The following is a 17,048-nucleotide window of genomic DNA, read 5'->3' as shown; positions in this document are numbered from 1 at the left end:
GGTTAATCACCTTCGCTTGAAAGGTCTGGCTCAGGGAAAATTGATATGAGCGAGACCTTTTGGCTGGCTTTGGCCCTCGTGTTCATTCTCGAGGGCTTTATGCCTTTTCTTTTTCCAAAACAATGGAAAGAGACCTTTCTCAAGATTGCCTCGCTCACAGAAGGTCAAATACGATTTGTGGGGCTGGTGGCGATTCTCATCGGTATCACGCTTTTTTTGTTTTAGAACACTCGTTTAAGAGTTGGAATAGTCATGTCTGCTTGGCTTTTGCCAGAGTCTGTCGCCGATGTATTGCCCTCCGAGGCCCGGCGAATCGAAGAATTGCGACGGTCCCTGTTGGACCGCTTTCGCGTATACGGCTATGAATTGGTGATGCCACCCATGCTGGAGTACACCGAGTCGCTGCTCGGCAATGCCGATGCTTCCCTGAATTTGCAAACTTTCAAGTTGCTGGACCAGGCGAGTGGGCGTATGTTGGGTTTGCGTGCAGACACAACACCCCAAGTGGCTCGAATTGATGCTCACATCTTGAACCGAAAAGGTGTAACCCGCCTTTGTTATTGCGGACCGGTGCTTCACACGCAGGCTTTGGGTTTGCACAATACCCGCGAGCCATTGCAATGTGGTGCTGAACTTTACGGTTGTGGTGGCATTGAGGCCGATCTTGAAATATTGAATTTGGCTGTTGACACATTGAATTTGTCGGGGCTGAAGGGCTATCGCCTTGCCCTGTCGCATGCGGGTTTGTTAGCCGCAGTGGTGGATGGTGAAGGCCTTACCGATAGTCTCATTCGTCGTCTGCACGATAGCTTGGCCCAAAAAGACCGGCCTGCCCTTGAGACGCTGCTGGCCGGCGTTTCTGGTGCCTGCAAGGCAAATGTACTGGCTTTGCTGAGTTTGTATGGTTCGGTCGGTGGCGGCAATTGCGTGCTGAACCGGGCGGCCGAGACCTTGCCCCGCAACCCGAAGGTGGGTGCGGTACTCAATGAGTTGCGCACTTTGATTGCGCGCTTGCAGGAAACGGTGTCGGCCATGCCTGCACTCATTCTCGATTTGGCGGACCTGGCCAGTTTTGATTATCACAGCGGTCTGATTTTTTCAGCTTACGTAGAAGGTTGTCCCAATGCAGTGCTGCGTGGTGGCCGCTATGACGATGTGGGTGCCGTGTATGGCCGAGCCCGCCCTGCCACCGGCTTCTCTGTGGATTTGCGCGAACTGGTGTCTTTGCAGGCTGTGCATTCCAAGCCCAAAACAGCCATTCGCGCTCCCTGGGTTTATGACACTGAATTAATGGCTGTGATTCGCGAATTGCGCAGTCAGGGCGAGGTGGTGCTTCAGTCGCTGCCCAATACCGCCCAAGAGGAAGAAGAGTTTGTATGTGATCGGCAGCTTGTACAGGCCAACGCCGTGTGGAAAGTGGTGCCGATTGGCATGAATCAGGAGAAATTGAAATGAGTTTTCGAAATGTGGTTGTGATTGGTACCCAGTGGGGTGACGAAGGCAAGGGCAAGGTGGTGGACTGGTTGACTGACCATGCCCAAGGCGTTGTTCGTTTCCAGGGCGGTCACAATGCGGGCCACACACTGGTAATTGGTGGCAAGAAAACGATTTTGCGTTTGATTCCCTCTGGTATTTTGCGCCCTGATGTGCAGGTGTACATTGGCAATGGCGTGGTTTTGTCACCAGAGGCCTTGCTCAGTGAAATTGACGAACTGCAAGCCGGTGGCATTTCAGTGGAAAGTCGCCTGAAAATCAGCGAAACCTGCCCATTGATTCTGGACCACCACATTGCGCTGGACAAAGCCCGCGAAGCCAAGCGTGGCGATGCAAAAATAGGTACTACTGGCCGTGGTATTGGCCCTGCCTATGAAGACAAGGCCGCCCGCCGTGCCCTTCGTGTTCAGGATCTGTTTCATCCCGAGAAATTCCGCGCCAAACTGGATGAAGTGCTGGATTACCACAACTTTGTCTTGACCCAATACCTGGGTGCTGAGCCTGTCGACGCGCAGGTGGTATTTGACAAAGCCATGGCGCTTGCTCCTCGAATCAAGAATATGGTGGCCGATGTGCCTACCTTGCTGCAGCAAGCCAATGACGAAGGCAAAAACCTGCTATTTGAAGGTGCTCAAGGGGCCTTGCTTGACATCGACCACGGTACTTTCCCTTTCGTGACCAGTTCCAACTGTATCGCCGGTGCGGCCTCGCCTGGCGCAGGTGTTGGTCCACAGCGTTTGCAGTATGTATTGGGAATTACCAAGGCCTACGCAACGCGCGTGGGGTCTGGTCCTTTCCCGACTGAATTGTTTTGCGAGAAGGGCATGTACCTGGCCAAGAAGGGCAATGAGTTTGGTTCGGTAACCGGTCGTCCGCGTCGCTGTGGCTGGTTTGATGCGGCTGCCTTGCGCCGTACCATTCAGTTGAACGGTGTTTCCGGCCTGTGCATCACCAAGCTAGACGTGCTGGATGGCATGGAAACCATTCAAATGTGTGTGGGCTATGAATTGGCCGATGGCACCAAGACCAACATTCTTCCTTTTGGTAGCGACAAAGTCGAGGGGTGCAAGCCGATTTTTGAAATTTTCCCTGGCTGGAAGGGCACAACTTTCGGCGTGAAACAGTTTGACGATTTGCCGGAAGAGGCCAAAACATACCTGAAGCGCATGGAGGCAGTGTGCGGTGTGCCTGTTGACATGATTTCGACCGGCCCTGACCGTGATGAAACCATTGTGCTGCGTCACCCCTACAAAGCCTGAGCCAAGAACTCTCGCGCATGAGCGACAAGCTGCATATTGATTATGCGCAGTACCACCACCTGATTGATCAGGTGGTACGGGCCGTTCAAAGTTCTGGTTTTCAGCCTGATTGTGTCCTTGGGGTTTCTCGAGGCGGTCTTTTCCTGGCGGATGGTTTGTCTCGTTCCTTGCGCAAACCAATGGCTGTAATCGCTGCGTCGTCCTATCGTGATGGCGAGGGTACCACCCAAGGCGAATTGCAGCTTTCCGCCAGCATAGCTGCGGTTGCGCCAGTGGGTGGTAACGTGCTTTTGGTGGACGACCTGGCCGACACCGGGCACACCTTGCAGGCCTTGTGCGAACATCTACGCACGATTTGTCCCGACATTGTTGACCTGAAAACGGCGGTGGTTTGGGTAAAGCCCGGGTCTGTTTTCAAACCCGATTTTGCTGCCGAATATCTCGAATCAGATGTCTGGATTGTGCAGCCATTTGAAACCCGCGATTTTCTCTGAAATCCCCCTGAATATCTTGTACTAACTTCTCTCAAAAATACCTTATTTGCGGTCTAAAAAGACCTAAAAATCGATGTGTTATCCTATGGGTCCATTTACCTGCCAAGGAGACCTCGGGACAATGCCTGTCTTAAAAGAAGTAAACGTGAAAAAACTCCCCCCTTTATTGAAATTTGCACCCGCTTGTGCAGTTGCACTGTCCTTGTTCAGTGGCCCGGTTTTCGCAGCCAACGTGGTGTTGAAAAACGGTGATCGCTTGACTGGCGAAATTGTCAAACTAAGCGACAACATCCTTACCTTAAAATCTCCCTTGTTCGGCGAAGTCGAGTTGCCCTGGAAGCAGGTTCTTGAATTGCAGTCTGATGATGGCGTCACAGTGAAGCTTAAAGATGGCAGCACTGCAAAGGGCAGGGTAACGTTGAGCCAACAGGGCGAGCTGGTTATCGATCAAGGTGATTTGGGGCGCACCAAGCCCCTGCCAAGGGCCGATATAGCGATGTTTAATCCGCCTGTGGTGGATCACTCGGTGAAATACAGCGGAAGAGCCAACTTGGGTGGCGTATTCAATAGGGGTAACTCGGAAGACGACGCCCTGAATTTTGATGCGGAGTTGATTGCTCGAACCCCAGAGAACAGATACACGCTGGCAGCTGAGGTGAACGAGGCAGAGTCTGCAGGGGTGACCACCACTTCGAACCGATACTTGCTAACCCAGTACGATGCATTTCTCAGCGAAAAAGATTACCTGTTTGTGAACGCCAAAGGCGAGCAGGACAAATTGGCTGACTTGAATTTGAGAACCTCGCTGGGTGCTGGTTATGGTTATCAGTTTTTTGAAACCGAGCGTGCCAAGTTATCAACAGAATATGGTTTGGCTTACATCAACGAAGATTATATTGTTGCCCCAGACGAGTCGTTTCCGTCATTAAGCCTGGGATTGGACTATGAGCGAAAATTCTGGAACAAACGCCTGGTGTTTTTCAACAACAATGATTTGTCGGTAAGCCTTGAGGACACAGCTGACGCTTTGTTCAAAACCAAAGTAGGTTTGCGTGTTCCGATTGTTGAAAATGTGAATGTGGCCACGCAAGTGAATGTGGATTATGACAACATGCCGCCACCCGGCGTGAAGAAAACCGATACCAGCCTGATTTTCAGCGTGGGTTATGGTTTTTAGGTGAAATTTTTTGGCGAATTTGTATTGCAGACACCAGCGGCAATGCAAATTCGCAAAGCGCTTTGGAAATTCAGAATTAAAGCCGGGAAAGTGCTGTACACTGCGTTGGAACGCACATGTTACAGAGAAAACTGCTGGTGCCCAGGAGAGGACTCGAACCTCCACAGTGTTACCACCACTAGGACCTGAACCTAGCGCGTCTACCAATTCCGCCACCTGGGCACAGGTGCGAGCCGTGAATTCTAATGAAATAAATAAATTTGTCAATGCATAAAACAGAAATAAAAATTCCAAGTCGTGAAGACATCCTGGCTGTACTGCGCCAAGCGCAAGCCCCCTTAACCCGCGAACAGGTTTTTGAGCACCTTAAACTCACTGAAGATCAAATCCCCATTATTGAAAAACGACTGAACGCCATGGAGCGTGATGGTCAATTAATGCCCAACCGAAAGGGCATGTTGTTGCTTTCTACCAAACTTGATTTTGTGGCAGGCCGTGTGGCGGGTCACCGTGACGGTTTCGGTTTTCTGGTTCGCGACGATCGCGGGCCCGATGCCTTCCTTTCTCCGCGCGAAATGCAAAAGGTATTGCATGGTGACCGAGTGCTGGTGCGAATTACCGGCACGGACCACCGTGGCAAACCTGAAGGCACGATTGTTGAGGTGACCGAGCGCAAAACCAACCGTTTGGTAGGGCGACTGGTTTCTGAACGTGGCATTTTGCTGGTAATTCCCGAAGACCAGCGCATTAAACACGATATTCTCGTGTCGCCGAAAGACGTGGGCAATGCCACGCCGGGCAAAGTGGTGACGGTCGAAATCATCGAGCAGCCCACGCGTCATTCTCAGCCAATCGGCAAAGTGGCCGAGGTTTTAGGCGAGCTGGATGACCCAGGCATGGAAATCGAAATTGCAGTGCGTAAATTCGATGTGCCACATGAATTCAATTTACTCACGATGAATCAGGCCGAAAGTATTCCCAACGAAGTGGAGTACAAAGACCTGAAAGGCCGCGTAGACTTGCGCGATGTCCCTTTTGTAACCATCGATGGTGAAGATGCCCGTGACTTTGATGATGCGGTGTACTGTACGCCATCAAACGACACCAAAGGTGGCTGGCGTTTGCTGGTGGCCATTGCCGATGTAAGCCACTATGTGTTGCCCGGTACACCCATCGACCAAGAGGCCACCAAGCGTGGCACGTCGGTGTATTTTCCGCGTCGGGTTATTCCGATGTTGCCCGAGAAATTGTCCAACGGCTTGTGTTCACTAAACCCAGGCGTCGACCGCTTGGTTTTAGTTTGTGACATGATCATTGGGCCCAAGGGTGCGATCAAGGCCTACCAGTTTTACAACGCAGTGATCCATTCTGCAGCCCGCCTGACATACAACCAGGTTTGGGACGCATTGACCGATTCACAAAGCCTGACCGCCAAAGCGATGGGGCATGTGTATGGCGACGTCGAAAATCTGTACACACTGTTCAAGGTCTTGTTTGAGTCGCGCCAGCGCCGCGGTGCCATGGAAATTGACACCGTTGAAACCCAGGTAATGCTGGACCCCGATGGCAAAATCGACAAAATTGTGCCCAAACGCCGCAACGACGCACACCGTTTGATTGAAGAATGCATGTTGGCCGCCAACGTGTGCGCTGCCGATTTTCTGGAGCGTAGCAAACACCCCAGTTTGTACCGTGTGCACGAGGGACCAACAGTTGAGAAGCTGCAAAACTTGCGCGCATTTTTGCGCTCAGTTGGCTTGACACTGGATGGTGGGGACGACCCCACCAGCATGGATTACGCAAACCTGATGAAAAAAATTCAGGGGCGTCCTGATCAGGCCTTGCTTCAAACGATGATGCTGCGCTCAATGCAGCAGGCGATTTACACGCCGCACAACAGCGGTCACTTTGGCTTGGCGTATCCAGCCTACGCGCACTTTACGTCGCCGATTCGTCGTTATCCAGACTTGATGGTTCATCGAAGCATCAAGGCCCTGTTGGCTGGCAAGCGCTACGTACCCTTGCCACTCGATGAGCGTGAGTTCGAAGATTTCGACCCGAAGCGTCGTGTCGACAAGGCTGAGGAAATTGCGCGTTGGGATCAATCCGGTAACTGGTTTTCGTCCACCGAGCGTCGTGCCGATGAGGCTTCTCGTGATGTGATGTCCTGGCTGAAGTGCTTCTTCATGAAAGAGCGCGTGGGCGACACCTTCCAGGGCCATGTCTCGGGCGTAACCAGCTTTGGTTTGTTCATTACCCTTGATGCCTTGTATGTGGAAGGCTTGGTGCATGTGTCAGAACTGGGAACGGAATACTTTCAGTACAGCGACAGCCTGCATGAATTGCGGGGTGAGCGTAGTGGAATCCGCTACCGCCTGACCGATCCGATCAATGTGCAAGTGTCCAGGGTTGACCTGGATGCCCGCCGAATAGAATTCCGCCTGGTGCAAGGCGTGAAGTTTGAAAGCCTCATGCGCGACCCTGGTTTGGCCAAACCGAATGGCAAGCAAGGCAATCGACCCCAGCGCCAGCAAGGCCGCCGCACCAACACAGCCCAGTTGCAACAGGCAGTGCAAGACGCGGGTAAAACGGCGCCGGCACTGCCGCCGGAAGAAAACACAGCGACACGCGGTGTGAACAAGAAGCGGGCTGCGGATGAATCACGCAGCAAGGCGGCCGCCGAGAAAAAACGCAAGGAAGAAATTCAGAAAGCCAAGCGTGTCAGCCGTACCAAACCCGCCACAGGGTCTAAAATGCGCACTGCAGCGAAAAAACCTAGATAAGCGGAGCGACTCAATTGGCCATTTTGTATGGTTTTCATGCCGTGTCGGCCCGGGTTAAAACAGCCCCGGCCAGCGTGGAAGAGGTGTTGGTAGACCAACACCGCAAAGACAAACGCATGCAGCAGTTCATCGACAAGGTGAAAGCGGCTGGCGTGAAAGTAAGTGCAGCCGATTCTGATCGTTTGGAAAAGGCAGCAGGGCACAAACAACATCAAGGCGTGGTGGCCTTTGCCAAGGAATTGGTGAAAAGCAACGATCTGTTTGAAATCATAGATACCCACGGCAAGAACACCTTGCTGTTGGTACTGGATGGTGTGACCGATCCCCACAACTTGGGCGCATGCCTGCGGAGTGCCGATGCAGCCGGTGTGCACGCCGTGGTGCTGCCAAAAGACAAATCGGTGGGCATTACCCCAGTGGTGTCCAAGGTGGCCTGTGGCGCCGCTGAAACAATCCCTGTGATCACTGTAACCAACCTCGCCCGTACGCTGGAAGAAATTCAAGATGCCGGCGTGTGGTGTATTGGCACGGCAGGCGAAGCCACAGATACCCTGTATGACGCTGATTTGAATGGCCCTATCGCTTGGGTGCTGGGCGCCGAAGGCGACGGTATGCGCCGCCTGACCCGCGAAAAATGCGATCAACTGGTACAAATCCCGATGATCGGCAGTGTTGAAAGCCTGAACGTGTCCGTGGCCAGTTCAGTGTGTCTGTTTGAAACCATTCGTCAACGTCAATTCTCAAAATAAGAAACCTCGAAGCACCGCATGGAACAACTCACCCTCGATGCAACGCCACCTTCTGGCGACGATTCTGAAACGATTACCCTTGGCCTGTATGCTGAGCGCGCTTACCTGGATTACGCCATTTCTGTGGTGAAGGGCAGGGCCCTGCCCGAGTGCGCCGATGGTCAAAAACCAGTACAACGGCGAATTTTGTACGCCATGAATGAAATGGGCCTGGGCAACAATGCCAAGCCCGTGAAATCTGCCCGTGTGGTGGGTGATGTGTTGGGTAAATATCACCCACATGGCGACCAGGCTGCTTACGATGCACTGGTGCGCATGGCGCAGAACTTCACCCTGCGTTATCCGCTTATTGATGGCCAAGGCAACTTTGGTAGCCGCGACGGCGACGGTGCTGCCGCTATGCGATACACCGAGGCCCGCTTAACCCCGATTGCCAAGCTGCTGCTGGATGAAGTGGACATGGGTACCGTCGACTTCATTCCGAACTACGATGGCAGCTTTCAGGAACCCAAACTGCTGCCGGCGCGCCTGCCTTTTGTATTGCTGAATGGTGCTTCCGGTATTGCAGTGGGCATGGCCACCGACATTCCTCCCCACAATATTCGGGAAGTGGCAGCGGCCACGATTCATTTGATCAAGCACCCGAATGCTGACCTGGACACCATCATGGGTCATTTGCCGGCGCCCGATTTCCCGGGTGGCGCGCAAATTATTTCGCCAGCGAGCGCGATGAAAGAAATTTATGCCGGTGGGCGTGGCTCCATCAAGGTGCGCGCTCGTTGGGACATTGAAGAAATGGCCCGTGGCCAGTGGCAACTGGTGGTGAAGGAATTGCCACCCAATACCAGTACTGCCAAGGTGCTTGAAGAGATTGAAGAGCTGACCAACCCCAAGGTAAAGACTGGCAAGAAGGGTTTGAGCACCGAGCAGCAAAACCTGAAGGCGCAAGTGTTGGCCATGCTGGATGCTGTGCGCGATGAATCGGGCAAGGAAAATGCGGTGCGATTGGTGTTCGAGCCCAAAAGCCGCAATGTGTCGGTGGAAGAGTTCTCAAATCTGCTGCTTAGCCACACCAGCCTTGAAACAAACACATCGATTAACCTTGTGAGTATCGACAATGCAGGCCGCCCCGGCCAGCGTGGTTTGATTGACATGCTGCTGGACTGGATCGAGTTTCGCAAAGTGTGCGTAACCCGCCGCAGCCAACACCGTCTGGCGCAGGTGAACGACCGCATTCACGTGCTGGAAGGACGCCTGATTGCCTGGCTGAACATTGATGAAGTGATCAAGGTAATTCGCGAAAGCGATGAACCCAAGCCTGCGCTGATCGAGGCCTTCAAGCTGAGCGACCGGCAAGCCGAAGACATTCTTGAAATTCGACTGCGCCAGTTGGCACGTCTTGAAAAAATCAAGATTGAACAAGAACTGGCCAAGCTGGCCGAGGAAAAGGCAGACCTGGAAGCCTTGCTGGCCGATGAAGGCAAACTGAAAACCCGGATTATTGGCGAAATTCGCAAAGACACCGACACCTACGGCGATGATCGCCGCACGCTGATTGAGGAAGCCGAGAAGGCCAGTGTGGAAGTGAAAGTGGTTGAAGAGCCTACCACCGTGATTGTCTCGCAGAAGTTCTGGATTCGAAACCGGCAGGGCCACGGTCATGATGCCGCGCAATTCGGCTTCAAGGTTGGGGATGCTTTGTATGCGGCTTTTGAATGCAAAACCACCGACAATACCTACTTGTTTGGCGCTGGCAATGCGCTGGGCAAAGTGTTCAGTGTGCCGGTTGCGGCATGGCCTGGCGGCAGGGGTGATGGCATTCCTGCCCAAAGCCTGGTCGAGCTGAATGGGGGTTCGCTGAGTCACGCCTTGGCCGCACCGGCCACACAACCCGTGTTTCTGGCATGCAGCGCCGCCTACGGCTTTTTGGCCACTGCTGGCAACATGGAAAGCCGCATGAAGGCGGGCAAGCAGTTCATCAGTCTTAATCCTGGTGAAAAGTTGTTGTCACCAGCGCTGCTGCAGCCCACAGACGACCGTGTCGCGGTGCTTTCTGAGTCTGGGCGTTTTCATGTGTTCATGCTGGACGAGCTAAAACAGCTTTCTGGCGGCGGGCGCGGCGTGCAGTTGTTGCCGCTTGATGACAAAGACACGCTGGTGGCTGCCGTTGCCTTCGGGCCCGCAGACAGCCTGGTGGTAGCTGGTACAGGCCGGGGAGGTAAAGATCGCGAGGAAGTTCTGAAACCCGCCTTATTGGCTGAGCGCCTTGGCAAACGTGGTCGAAAAGGCAAGGAACTGGATATCAAGTTCAAGGCAGATAGCTTGCGCAAGTTCAGTTAAAAAAAGGTCCTTTGGGGCCTTTTTTCTCGTCTTGAAATCCTGAACTTTGTCCCCACATCTCCGACATCCAAACCAAGAAGATGAAGGGAGCAATAACATGGGTGCAATGAAGGAAACAATGGGTTTTCAAACGGAAGTGAAGCAACTTCTGCATTTGATGATTCATTCCCTGTATTCCAACAAGGAAATTTTTCTTCGCGAGCTGGTGTCCAATGCCTCGGATGCTTGCGACAAACTGCGCTTTGAAGCCATCAACAATGCCGGTCTTTTCGAGAACGACAGTGAATTGAAAATTCGTGTGAGCTTTGACAAAGACGCACGCACCATCACGATTGAAGACAATGGCATCGGTCTTAGCCGCGATGACGCGATTGAACATCTTGGCACTATTGCAAAAAGTGGTACCAAAGAATTTTTCGGTAAATTAAGCGGTGACCAGCAAAAGGACGCTGCTTTGATTGGTCAGTTTGGCGTTGGGTTCTATTCGGCCTTCATTGTGGCCGACAAGGTGACAGTGCGCTCGCGCAAAGCGGGTTTGCCCGCTGGCGAGGGTGTGGAATGGGAATCCAAAGGCGATGGCGAATTCAGCGTGGAAGCCATAGAGAAAGCAGACCGCGGCACGCAAATTATTCTTCACTTGAAGGCCGATGAAGACGAGCTGCTTTCCGGCTGGAAGTTGAAGAGCATTTTGACCAAGTATTCCGACCATATTTCGCTGCCCATTCAAATGTTGAAAGAAGAATGGGACGAGGAAGCGGGTGGCATGAAAGCCACTGGCGAGTGGGAAAATGTGAACAAGGCCAATGCCTTGTGGGCACGTTCAAAAAGCGACATTACCGCTGAACAGTACAACGAGTTTTACAAAACCATCAGTTTTGACTTTGCCGACCCCCTTGCTTACACCCACAACCGTGTGGAAGGTGGCCGTTCTGAATACACTTCTTTGTTGTACATCCCCGCCAAAGCCCCTTATGACTTGTGGGACCGGAACCAGCAGAAGGGTATCAAGCTGTATGTAAAGCGTGTATTCATCATGGACGACGCGGAACAGTTGATGCCCCCCTACATGCGCTTTGTGAAAGGCGTGATCGATTCCTCAGATTTGCCTTTGAACGTGTCGCGCGAAATTCTGCAGGAAAGCCGTGATGTGAAAGCCATTCGTGAAGGCTCTGTGAAGAAGGTGTTGGGCTTGCTGGAAGACATGGCAGCTAATGAAACCGAGAAATACGCCAGTTTCTGGAAAGAGTTTGGCCAGGTGCTGAAAGAGGGCATGGGCGACGACCCGGCGAACAAAGAGCGCATTGCCAAATTACTGCGCTTTGCGACTACCCAAAGCGAGGGTGAGGCGCAAACCGTTTCACTGGCTGACTACGTAGGCCGCATGAAAGAGGGTCAGGAAAAGATTTACTACGTGACCGCTGATACCTACGCCGCAGCCAAGTACAGCCCACACCTCGAAGTATTCAAGAAGAAGGGTGTGGAGGTGTTATTGCTCAGTGACCGTGTGGACGAGTGGATGCTGTCCTACCTCCAAGAGTTTGACGGCAAGGAATTGCAGAGCTGTGCCAAGGGTGGTTTGGACCTGGGTGCCCTTGAGGATGAAAAAGACAAGGAAACCAAGAAGAAGGTTGAAGACGAGTTCAAGGATGTACTGAAGAAGGTCGAAGACTTGTTGAAGGATCGCATTAAAGAAGCCCGTGTCACTTTGCGATTGACCGACAGCCCTGCGTGTATCGTGGCTGATGAGGCGGGCATGAGCGAGCATTTGAAGCGCATGCTAAAGCAGGCAGGCCAGAATGCACCCGACACCAAGCCGATTCTGGAGCTAAACCCCGAGCATCCGTTCATTCAGCGTTTGAAGATCGAGAAAGATCACTTTGACGAGTGGGTGAATGTGTTGTTTGATCAAGCGGTGTTGGCCGAGGGTGGTCAGCTTGAAGACCCTGCCGGGTTTGTTCGCCGCTTGAACATGTTGTTGTTGACGGTTAAGGCCTGATTGGCGTGTTCAGTGACTAAGTGGCTGGGGCTGACTGTTCAGTGCCCAGCCCAGCCTGCTTTGCAAGGCGTTGGCCAGGTAAAGTGATTGTTCAAAAAATCGTTGCACATACTTTAGGTCGGCTTGGGTTACCAATGTTTCTTGCCACCGTAGCTGAAATTCGGCCTTGTTGCTGTCCTCCCACATATAAGCGGGAAGCCGAACGCGCTCCATCAAGGCATTGAACTGACTACATTCTTTGCGTATGCCTTCCAGGTCACTGTGCTCGTCTTGCTCCATTACCCTGTGAATACAGGTTATTTCCATCATGCCTTGGTCAATTTGCTTGATTTCAAGCCAAGCGTTTGGAGAGCTTGACATCAGCTTCACGGGATATTTGTTCACTTGTTTGTCCTCATGATAGGGGCTTTTCAGTTGTCCCACCCAGGCGGCTAATGCCTTGATCAAATCGGGGTCATTCAATGCTGTCATGTGGAGATTCCATTCAAAAGGAAATTTGAATTGAGTGCCCCACAATTTCAACTGGTTCCACAACCGGCCATTCAAATGAAAAAGGCCACCCATTGCTGGGTGACCAAACAAATCCTGTAAACAGATGAGCGGGTTTACAGGCTAGAGGTGATCTGACCGTTCACAACTTTCACGCGGTCGCCAGATTGCCAGCTGGGTGGGCTGCTGAAACTGAACACGTCGGAACCGCCAGCGTCATATTGAACCACCACATCATACTGGGTGCTGGAGTTACGGTCCTTTTCAATTTTATTACCAAGCACGGCACCACCCACCACGCCGGCTGCGGTGGCCACCTTCTTGCCGCTACCGCCGCCAATCTGGTTGCCCAGCAGGCCGCCTACCACGCCACCAGCCACTGCGCCGATGCCGGAGCCTTCACCTTGAATGGTGCGCTGGCGAATTTCCACAACGCGGCCACAAGTGTTACAAGTTGCGGCTGTTTGCACTGGTGCGGGCTTGGAAGCGACAGGCTTTGAAGCTGCTTTCTTCGCAGCGGCTTCTTCCTTGGCTTTAGCTTCTTCTTCCAGTCGTGCTTCTTCTTCCAATTGGGCGATTTCCTGGTCGCTCATATTGGCGTTGCTGCTTGGCAGCAGGCCAGTCATGGATGCAATTGCAATGCCACTGGCCAAAATAACGGCAACAGCGGCAGTAATAATCAGGGGATGGGTACGTTTGGTTTCCATTTTCTTTCTCCACACGAAATGTGTTTGTGTTGCTAATAACGGGGAGGGTCAGAAAAAGGAATACAAGGATTACTTACTAAGGTATCGCATTGCAGTTTCAAGCCCACCGACCGTGAGGGGGTGCATGCGGTGTTCCATGATATTTTGAATGATTTCAACGCTTTGGCGATATTGCCATAGCCCTTCGGGTTCCGGATTCAGCCAGACGGCTTTCGGAAAACGATCAAGAAAACGACGCAACCACACTGCGCCAGCTTCCTTGTTATTGTACTCGACCGAACCACCGGGCTGTAGAATTTCGTAGGGGCTCATCGTGGCGTCTCCCACAAAGATCAAACGGTAGTCGCCGTTGTAGGTGCGCAGTATGTCTGTGGTCTGAAACCGCTCGCTGTGGCGACGGTGGTTTTTTTTCCACAAGAAATCGTAGACGCAATTGTGGAAGTAATAAAATTCCAAATGCTTGAATTCACTTTTCGCGGCACTGAACAATTCTTCCGTGCGGCGAATGTGATCATCCATGGAACCACCCACATCCAGCAGCATCAACACCTTCACTGAATTGTGGCGTTCCGGACGCATTTTCAAATCCAGCCAGCCCGCATTGCGCGCCGTGGATTCAATGGTGTTGTCCAAATCCAGTTCTTCCTGCGCCCCCTCACGAGCAAACCGGCGCAGGCGGCGCAGGGCAATCTTGATATTGCGTGTGCCAATTTCCAGTTCGTCGTCGTAATCCTGGTAAAGGCGTTGGTCCCAAACCTTCACCGCGCGGCGGTTTCTGCTTTCATCTTGTCCAATGCGCACGCCTTCCGGGTTGTATCCGTTGTTGCCAAACGGGGAGGTACCGCCCGAGCCAATCCATTTGCTGCCACCTTCGTGGCGTTCTTTTTGTTCTTTCAGCAGTTCCTTCAAGCGTTCCATCAGCTTGTCCAACCCGCCCATGGCTTCAATGGCCGCCATTTCTTCAGGCGTGAATTCGCGGTTGAATCGCTTTTCCAGCCAGTCTTTCGGCAGCTGGGCGAACAGGTCCATGTTCTTTTCCAGCCCTTTGAAGTAGCTGCCGAATACCTGGTCGAACCGGTCAAAGAACCGTTCATCCTTCACCAGCGTAAGGCGGGACAGATGGTAAAAATTGTCCAGGCTTGGGGTCATGAATTGCGCCTTCATCCCCTCAAGCAGGGTGAGGTATTCCCGCACGGTGACGGGAATTTTGGCATCGCGAAGTTGAAAGAAAAAATCCAGTAGCACAGCAAAAGCCTTTATCAGCGACCCTGACGGGCCATGAACACCAAGCGGTTGAACAGTTCAATGTCTTGCTCGTTTTTCAGCAACGCCCCGTGCATGGGTGGAATGGCGTCTTTTCCGTCTTTCGCTTGCAGTGCACTGGCTGGAATGTCTTCAGCCAGCAGCAGGCGTAGCCAATCGATCAACTCCGATGTGGTCGGTTTTTTCTTCAAGCCGGGCAGGGCGCGAATGCCAAAAAAACTGGCCATGGCAGCATCCAGCAATTCTTTTTTCAAGTTCTTGAAGTGCACAGCCACAATGCTTTCCATGGTGGCTTTGTCAGGAAACTGAATGTAGTGAAAAAAGCAGCGACGCAGGAAGGCATCGGGCAACTCTTTCTCGTTGTTGGAGGTGATGATGACGATCGGGCGGTGCTTGGCCTTGATCAGCTGCTTGGTTTCGTAGCAGTAAAACTCCATGCGATCAATTTCACGCAGCAAGTCATTCGGGAACTCAATGTCGGCTTTGTCGATTTCATCGATCAGCAGCACAACTGGCTTGTCGGCCTCGAACGCTTGCCACAGCACGCCTTTCACAATGTAGTTTGCGATGTCTTTGACACGCGCTTCACCCAACTGCGAATCGCGCAGGCGGCTCACCGCGTCGTACTCGTAAAGGCCTTGTTGGGCCTTGGTGGTCGATTTGATGTGCCACTGCATTAACTCAAGGCCGAGGGATGCAGCCACTTCTTCAGCCAGCAGTGTTTTGCCGGTGCCGGGTTCGCCTTTGATCAGCAAGGGGCGTTGCAGGGTAATGGCTGCATTGACGGCAAGTTTAAGATCGTCAGTGGCGACGTAGGTTTTGCTACCTTCAAAACGCATTTTTGTAATTCCTTGTAATTCAATATCGCAAGTGTAAGTGCTTTTCAGGGCGAATTTGCTGAATTTTTCATCCAATTTGGCGCTTTCGACCAGCAGTTCATAGACTAAGCGGCAGATCAACCGTAAAATAGCAAGGTTTTTGCCCAGCGCCACCCTCTACACAAAACGGCGCGGCTGACCACCAATTACATTTGTTGACGAGAGAGCGAGATGAAACGTATCGGTTTGACTGTTCGCGCAATGCGCGCAATGAGCGCAATCAGCGCAACCGGCCTGTTGGCTGCGGTGGCTTTTTCTAACCCCGCAATGGCTGTTGAAGGCAACGCCGAGGCAGCGGCATCGAAGAAGTCCATGTGCATTGGCTGCCATGGTATTCCCGGTTACAAGGCCAGCTTCCCCGAGGTGTACAACGTGCCTTATATCGCGGGCCAGAACGCCAAGTACATTGAGGCAGCGCTAAATGCCTACAAGAAAGGCGATCGCAAGCACCCCACCATGCGCGGTATCGCTGAAACGCTGACCGAACAGGACATCGCTGACCTGGCCGCGTACTACGCACAAGCCAAGTGATTTGCAACAAGGACAACTCAATATGAAAACTAAATTCGCTATCGCCGCAGCCTTGTTTGCCGCGTCATTCTCTGTTCAGGCTGCTGATATTGCAGCAGGTAAGGCCAAGGCTGAAGCTCAGTGTGCTGCCTGCCATGCTGTAGAAGGCAACTGGAACAAAACCATGGATCCTTCTTACCCCAAGCTGGCAGGTCAACATGCTGACTACATCGCCAATACTTTGAAGCAGTATCAGAAAGGTGGCCGCAACAATGCCATTATGGCTGGCATGGCTGCAGGCTTGAGCCAGCAAGACATCAAGGATTTGTCAGCATTCTTTGCCTCGCTTGAAGGCGATTTGTACCTGAAGAAGTAAATTGCTTGCCAGTCTGAATGGACTGGGCTTAATGAAAAAACCCGCTTGAAGCCATGTTGCTGAAGCGGGTTTTTTTACGACGAATGGGAGTGGATCAAACCCCGCTGTGTTCCAAAATGCATTGAATGTAATTTTCGCTGCTGAATGCAACCCCGTTTTTCTGTTGCTGGTAAATTTGCTCAGCCAAACATTCAAAAACCTGGTGAGCGGCTTTGTGGTCATCGCCCATTTTTTCACACAGTTTGGAGAAAGCTGCCCGAATGCCGGGTGGCTGGTCGATGCTCACCTGTTCAGCCACGGCCAAGTGCATGGACAGGTGCAGAAACGGATTGCTTTGGCCCGCTTCTACTGAGAAATCGGCTGCAAGAATCGATTCTGGTTCAGCATCAAAAACTTCAAAATACTCCGGGTGCTTGGTCATCCATTGCAGTGCAAGGCTTTCCGCTTCACTGAGTGGTTCTTCCTTGTGGTATTTTTTCCAGCTGTTCAAAAAGAACAGCCTTGCCTGGTCGCGTGTTGGGTTGAACATGAAA

Annotated in this window: 16 protein-coding genes and 1 tRNA gene; 11 read left to right on the top strand and 6 right to left on the bottom strand. The window is 52.4% G+C overall.

All coding sequences use genetic code 11. From position 1 onward, the window contains the following. The first annotated feature begins 45 nt into the window (after window positions 1–45). The 5 genes from B4N58_RS06560 to B4N58_RS06540 all read left to right on the top strand — a co-directional run bounded on the left by B4N58_RS06560 (window position 46) and on the right by B4N58_RS06540 (window position 4,424). Window positions 46–225 (top strand): DUF2065 domain-containing protein, encoded by a 180-nt coding sequence (locus tag B4N58_RS06560; RefSeq protein WP_008248713.1) that lies wholly within the window; start codon window positions 46–48, stop codon window positions 223–225. Window positions 226–252: 27 nt separating this feature from the next. Then, window positions 253–1,455, top strand: coding sequence for an ATP phosphoribosyltransferase regulatory subunit (locus B4N58_RS06555; RefSeq protein WP_291747198.1), 1,203 nt, complete (start codon window positions 253–255; stop codon window positions 1,453–1,455). Next, window positions 1,452–2,753, top strand: coding sequence for an adenylosuccinate synthase (locus B4N58_RS06550; RefSeq protein WP_040512347.1), 1,302 nt, complete (start codon window positions 1,452–1,454; stop codon window positions 2,751–2,753). Before B4N58_RS06555 ends, B4N58_RS06550 begins: the two co-directional genes overlap by 4 nt. 17 nt (window positions 2,754–2,770) lie before the next feature. After that, window positions 2,771–3,247 (top strand): phosphoribosyltransferase, encoded by a 477-nt coding sequence (locus tag B4N58_RS06545; RefSeq protein WP_291747194.1) that lies wholly within the window; start codon window positions 2,771–2,773, stop codon window positions 3,245–3,247. 145 nt (window positions 3,248–3,392) lie between these two features. Beyond that, window positions 3,393–4,424, top strand: a complete 1,032-nt coding sequence (locus B4N58_RS06540) for a DUF481 domain-containing protein (protein ID WP_198006793.1) — start codon at window positions 3,393–3,395, stop codon at window positions 4,422–4,424. Window positions 4,425–4,559: 135 nt separating this feature from the next. On the opposite strand, the gene B4N58_RS06535 is transcribed toward B4N58_RS06540, so the two are convergent. Continuing rightward, a tRNA-Leu gene (locus tag B4N58_RS06535) sits at window positions 4,560–4,646 on the bottom strand. Between the two features lie 44 nt (window positions 4,647–4,690). Here B4N58_RS06535 and rnr point away from each other — a divergent pair. From rnr to htpG, 4 genes are all read left to right on the top strand, one after another. Further along, window positions 4,691–7,207: a ribonuclease R gene (rnr, locus tag B4N58_RS06530; protein WP_291747191.1), complete on the top strand. Its 2,517-nt coding sequence runs from the start codon at window positions 4,691–4,693 to the stop codon at window positions 7,205–7,207. 14 nt (window positions 7,208–7,221) lie between these two features. Next, complete coding sequence (rlmB, locus tag B4N58_RS06525) at window positions 7,222–7,956, top strand: 23S rRNA (guanosine(2251)-2'-O)-methyltransferase RlmB (protein WP_291747188.1); 735 nt, start codon at window positions 7,222–7,224, stop codon at window positions 7,954–7,956. A gap of 18 nt (window positions 7,957–7,974) precedes the next feature. Then, the gene (gene parC / locus B4N58_RS06520) at window positions 7,975–10,296 is read left to right on the top strand and encodes a DNA topoisomerase IV subunit A (protein ID WP_291747186.1); all 2,322 of its coding nucleotides are present in this window, start codon (window positions 7,975–7,977) and stop codon (window positions 10,294–10,296) included. A 97-nt stretch (window positions 10,297–10,393) separates the two neighbouring features. Next, window positions 10,394–12,292, top strand: coding sequence for a molecular chaperone HtpG (gene htpG / locus B4N58_RS06515; RefSeq protein ID WP_291747182.1), 1,899 nt, complete (start codon window positions 10,394–10,396; stop codon window positions 12,290–12,292). Window positions 12,293–12,301: 9 nt separating this feature from the next. Here htpG and B4N58_RS06510 read toward each other — a convergent pair whose 3' ends face one another. From B4N58_RS06510 to B4N58_RS06495, 4 genes are all read right to left on the bottom strand, one after another. Then, window positions 12,302–12,763 carry a hypothetical protein gene (locus tag B4N58_RS06510; protein WP_291747180.1) on the bottom strand — a complete coding sequence of 154 codons (462 nt, stop codon included), beginning with the start codon at window positions 12,761–12,763 and terminating at the stop codon, window positions 12,302–12,304. 134 nt (window positions 12,764–12,897) lie between these two features. Continuing rightward, a complete protein-coding gene (locus B4N58_RS06505; protein ID WP_105029410.1) occupies window positions 12,898–13,488 on the bottom strand; it encodes a glycine zipper 2TM domain-containing protein in 591 nt (196 codons plus the stop codon). 69 nt (window positions 13,489–13,557) lie between these two features. Further along, window positions 13,558–14,733 carry a vWA domain-containing protein gene (locus tag B4N58_RS06500; protein WP_291747177.1) on the bottom strand — a complete coding sequence of 392 codons (1,176 nt, stop codon included), beginning with the start codon at window positions 14,731–14,733 and terminating at the stop codon, window positions 13,558–13,560. Window positions 14,734–14,747: 14 nt separating this feature from the next. Then, on the bottom strand, window positions 14,748–15,590 hold the full coding sequence (locus B4N58_RS06495; RefSeq protein ID WP_291739489.1) for an AAA family ATPase: 843 nt from the start codon (window positions 15,588–15,590) through the stop codon (window positions 14,748–14,750). A 249-nt stretch (window positions 15,591–15,839) separates the two neighbouring features. Between B4N58_RS06495 and B4N58_RS06490 the strand changes: the two genes are divergently transcribed. Together B4N58_RS06490 and B4N58_RS06485 are read left to right on the top strand one after the other, a co-directional pair. Continuing rightward, a complete protein-coding gene (locus B4N58_RS06490) occupies window positions 15,840–16,160 on the top strand; it encodes a c-type cytochrome (RefSeq protein WP_040512392.1) in 321 nt (106 codons plus the stop codon). 22 nt (window positions 16,161–16,182) lie between these two features. Continuing rightward, complete coding sequence (locus tag B4N58_RS06485) at window positions 16,183–16,515, top strand: c-type cytochrome (protein WP_008248674.1); 333 nt, start codon at window positions 16,183–16,185, stop codon at window positions 16,513–16,515. Window positions 16,516–16,609: 94 nt separating this feature from the next. Here the strand turns inward: B4N58_RS06485 and B4N58_RS06480 are convergent, their stop codons facing one another. After that, window positions 16,610–17,044: a DUF1841 family protein gene (locus tag B4N58_RS06480; protein ID WP_008248671.1), complete on the bottom strand. Its 435-nt coding sequence runs from the start codon at window positions 17,042–17,044 to the stop codon at window positions 16,610–16,612. Window positions 17,045–17,048 lie beyond the last annotated feature (4 nt).

Source organism: Limnobacter sp. UBA3528 (genome assembly GCF_002377005.1).
Lineage (GTDB): Bacteria > Pseudomonadota > Gammaproteobacteria > Burkholderiales > Burkholderiaceae_B > Limnobacter.
Note: the sequence above shows the minus strand (reverse complement) of the source record. Positions and strands in the feature narration are given on the sequence as shown.

Bases quoted from the DNA above. Each gene is read 5' to 3' on its own strand.
- B4N58_RS06490 (WP_040512392.1), top strand. From the start codon at position 15,840: ATGAGCGCAATCAGCGCAACCGGCCTGTTGGCTGCGGTGGCTTTTTCT.
- htpG (WP_291747182.1), top strand. From the start codon at position 10,394: ATGGGTGCAATGAAGGAAACAATGGGTTTTCAAACGGAAGTGAAGCAA.
- B4N58_RS06550 (WP_040512347.1), top strand. From the start codon at position 1,452: ATGAGTTTTCGAAATGTGGTTGTGATTGGTACCCAGTGGGGTGACGAA.
- B4N58_RS06510 (WP_291747180.1), bottom strand. From the start codon at position 12,763: ATGACAGCATTGAATGACCCCGATTTGATCAAGGCATTAGCCGCCTGG.
- B4N58_RS06555 (WP_291747198.1), top strand. From the start codon at position 253: ATGTCTGCTTGGCTTTTGCCAGAGTCTGTCGCCGATGTATTGCCCTCC.
- rnr (WP_291747191.1), top strand. From the start codon at position 4,691: ATGCATAAAACAGAAATAAAAATTCCAAGTCGTGAAGACATCCTGGCT.
- B4N58_RS06505 (WP_105029410.1), bottom strand. From the start codon at position 13,488: ATGGAAACCAAACGTACCCATCCCCTGATTATTACTGCCGCTGTTGCC.
- B4N58_RS06485 (WP_008248674.1), top strand. From the start codon at position 16,183: ATGAAAACTAAATTCGCTATCGCCGCAGCCTTGTTTGCCGCGTCATTC.
- parC (WP_291747186.1), top strand. From the start codon at position 7,975: ATGGAACAACTCACCCTCGATGCAACGCCACCTTCTGGCGACGATTCT.
- B4N58_RS06480 (WP_008248671.1), bottom strand. From the start codon at position 17,044: ATGTTCAACCCAACACGCGACCAGGCAAGGCTGTTCTTTTTGAACAGC.
- B4N58_RS06560 (WP_008248713.1), top strand. From the start codon at position 46: ATGAGCGAGACCTTTTGGCTGGCTTTGGCCCTCGTGTTCATTCTCGAG.
- B4N58_RS06495 (WP_291739489.1), bottom strand. From the start codon at position 15,590: ATGCGTTTTGAAGGTAGCAAAACCTACGTCGCCACTGACGATCTTAAA.
- B4N58_RS06545 (WP_291747194.1), top strand. From the start codon at position 2,771: ATGAGCGACAAGCTGCATATTGATTATGCGCAGTACCACCACCTGATT.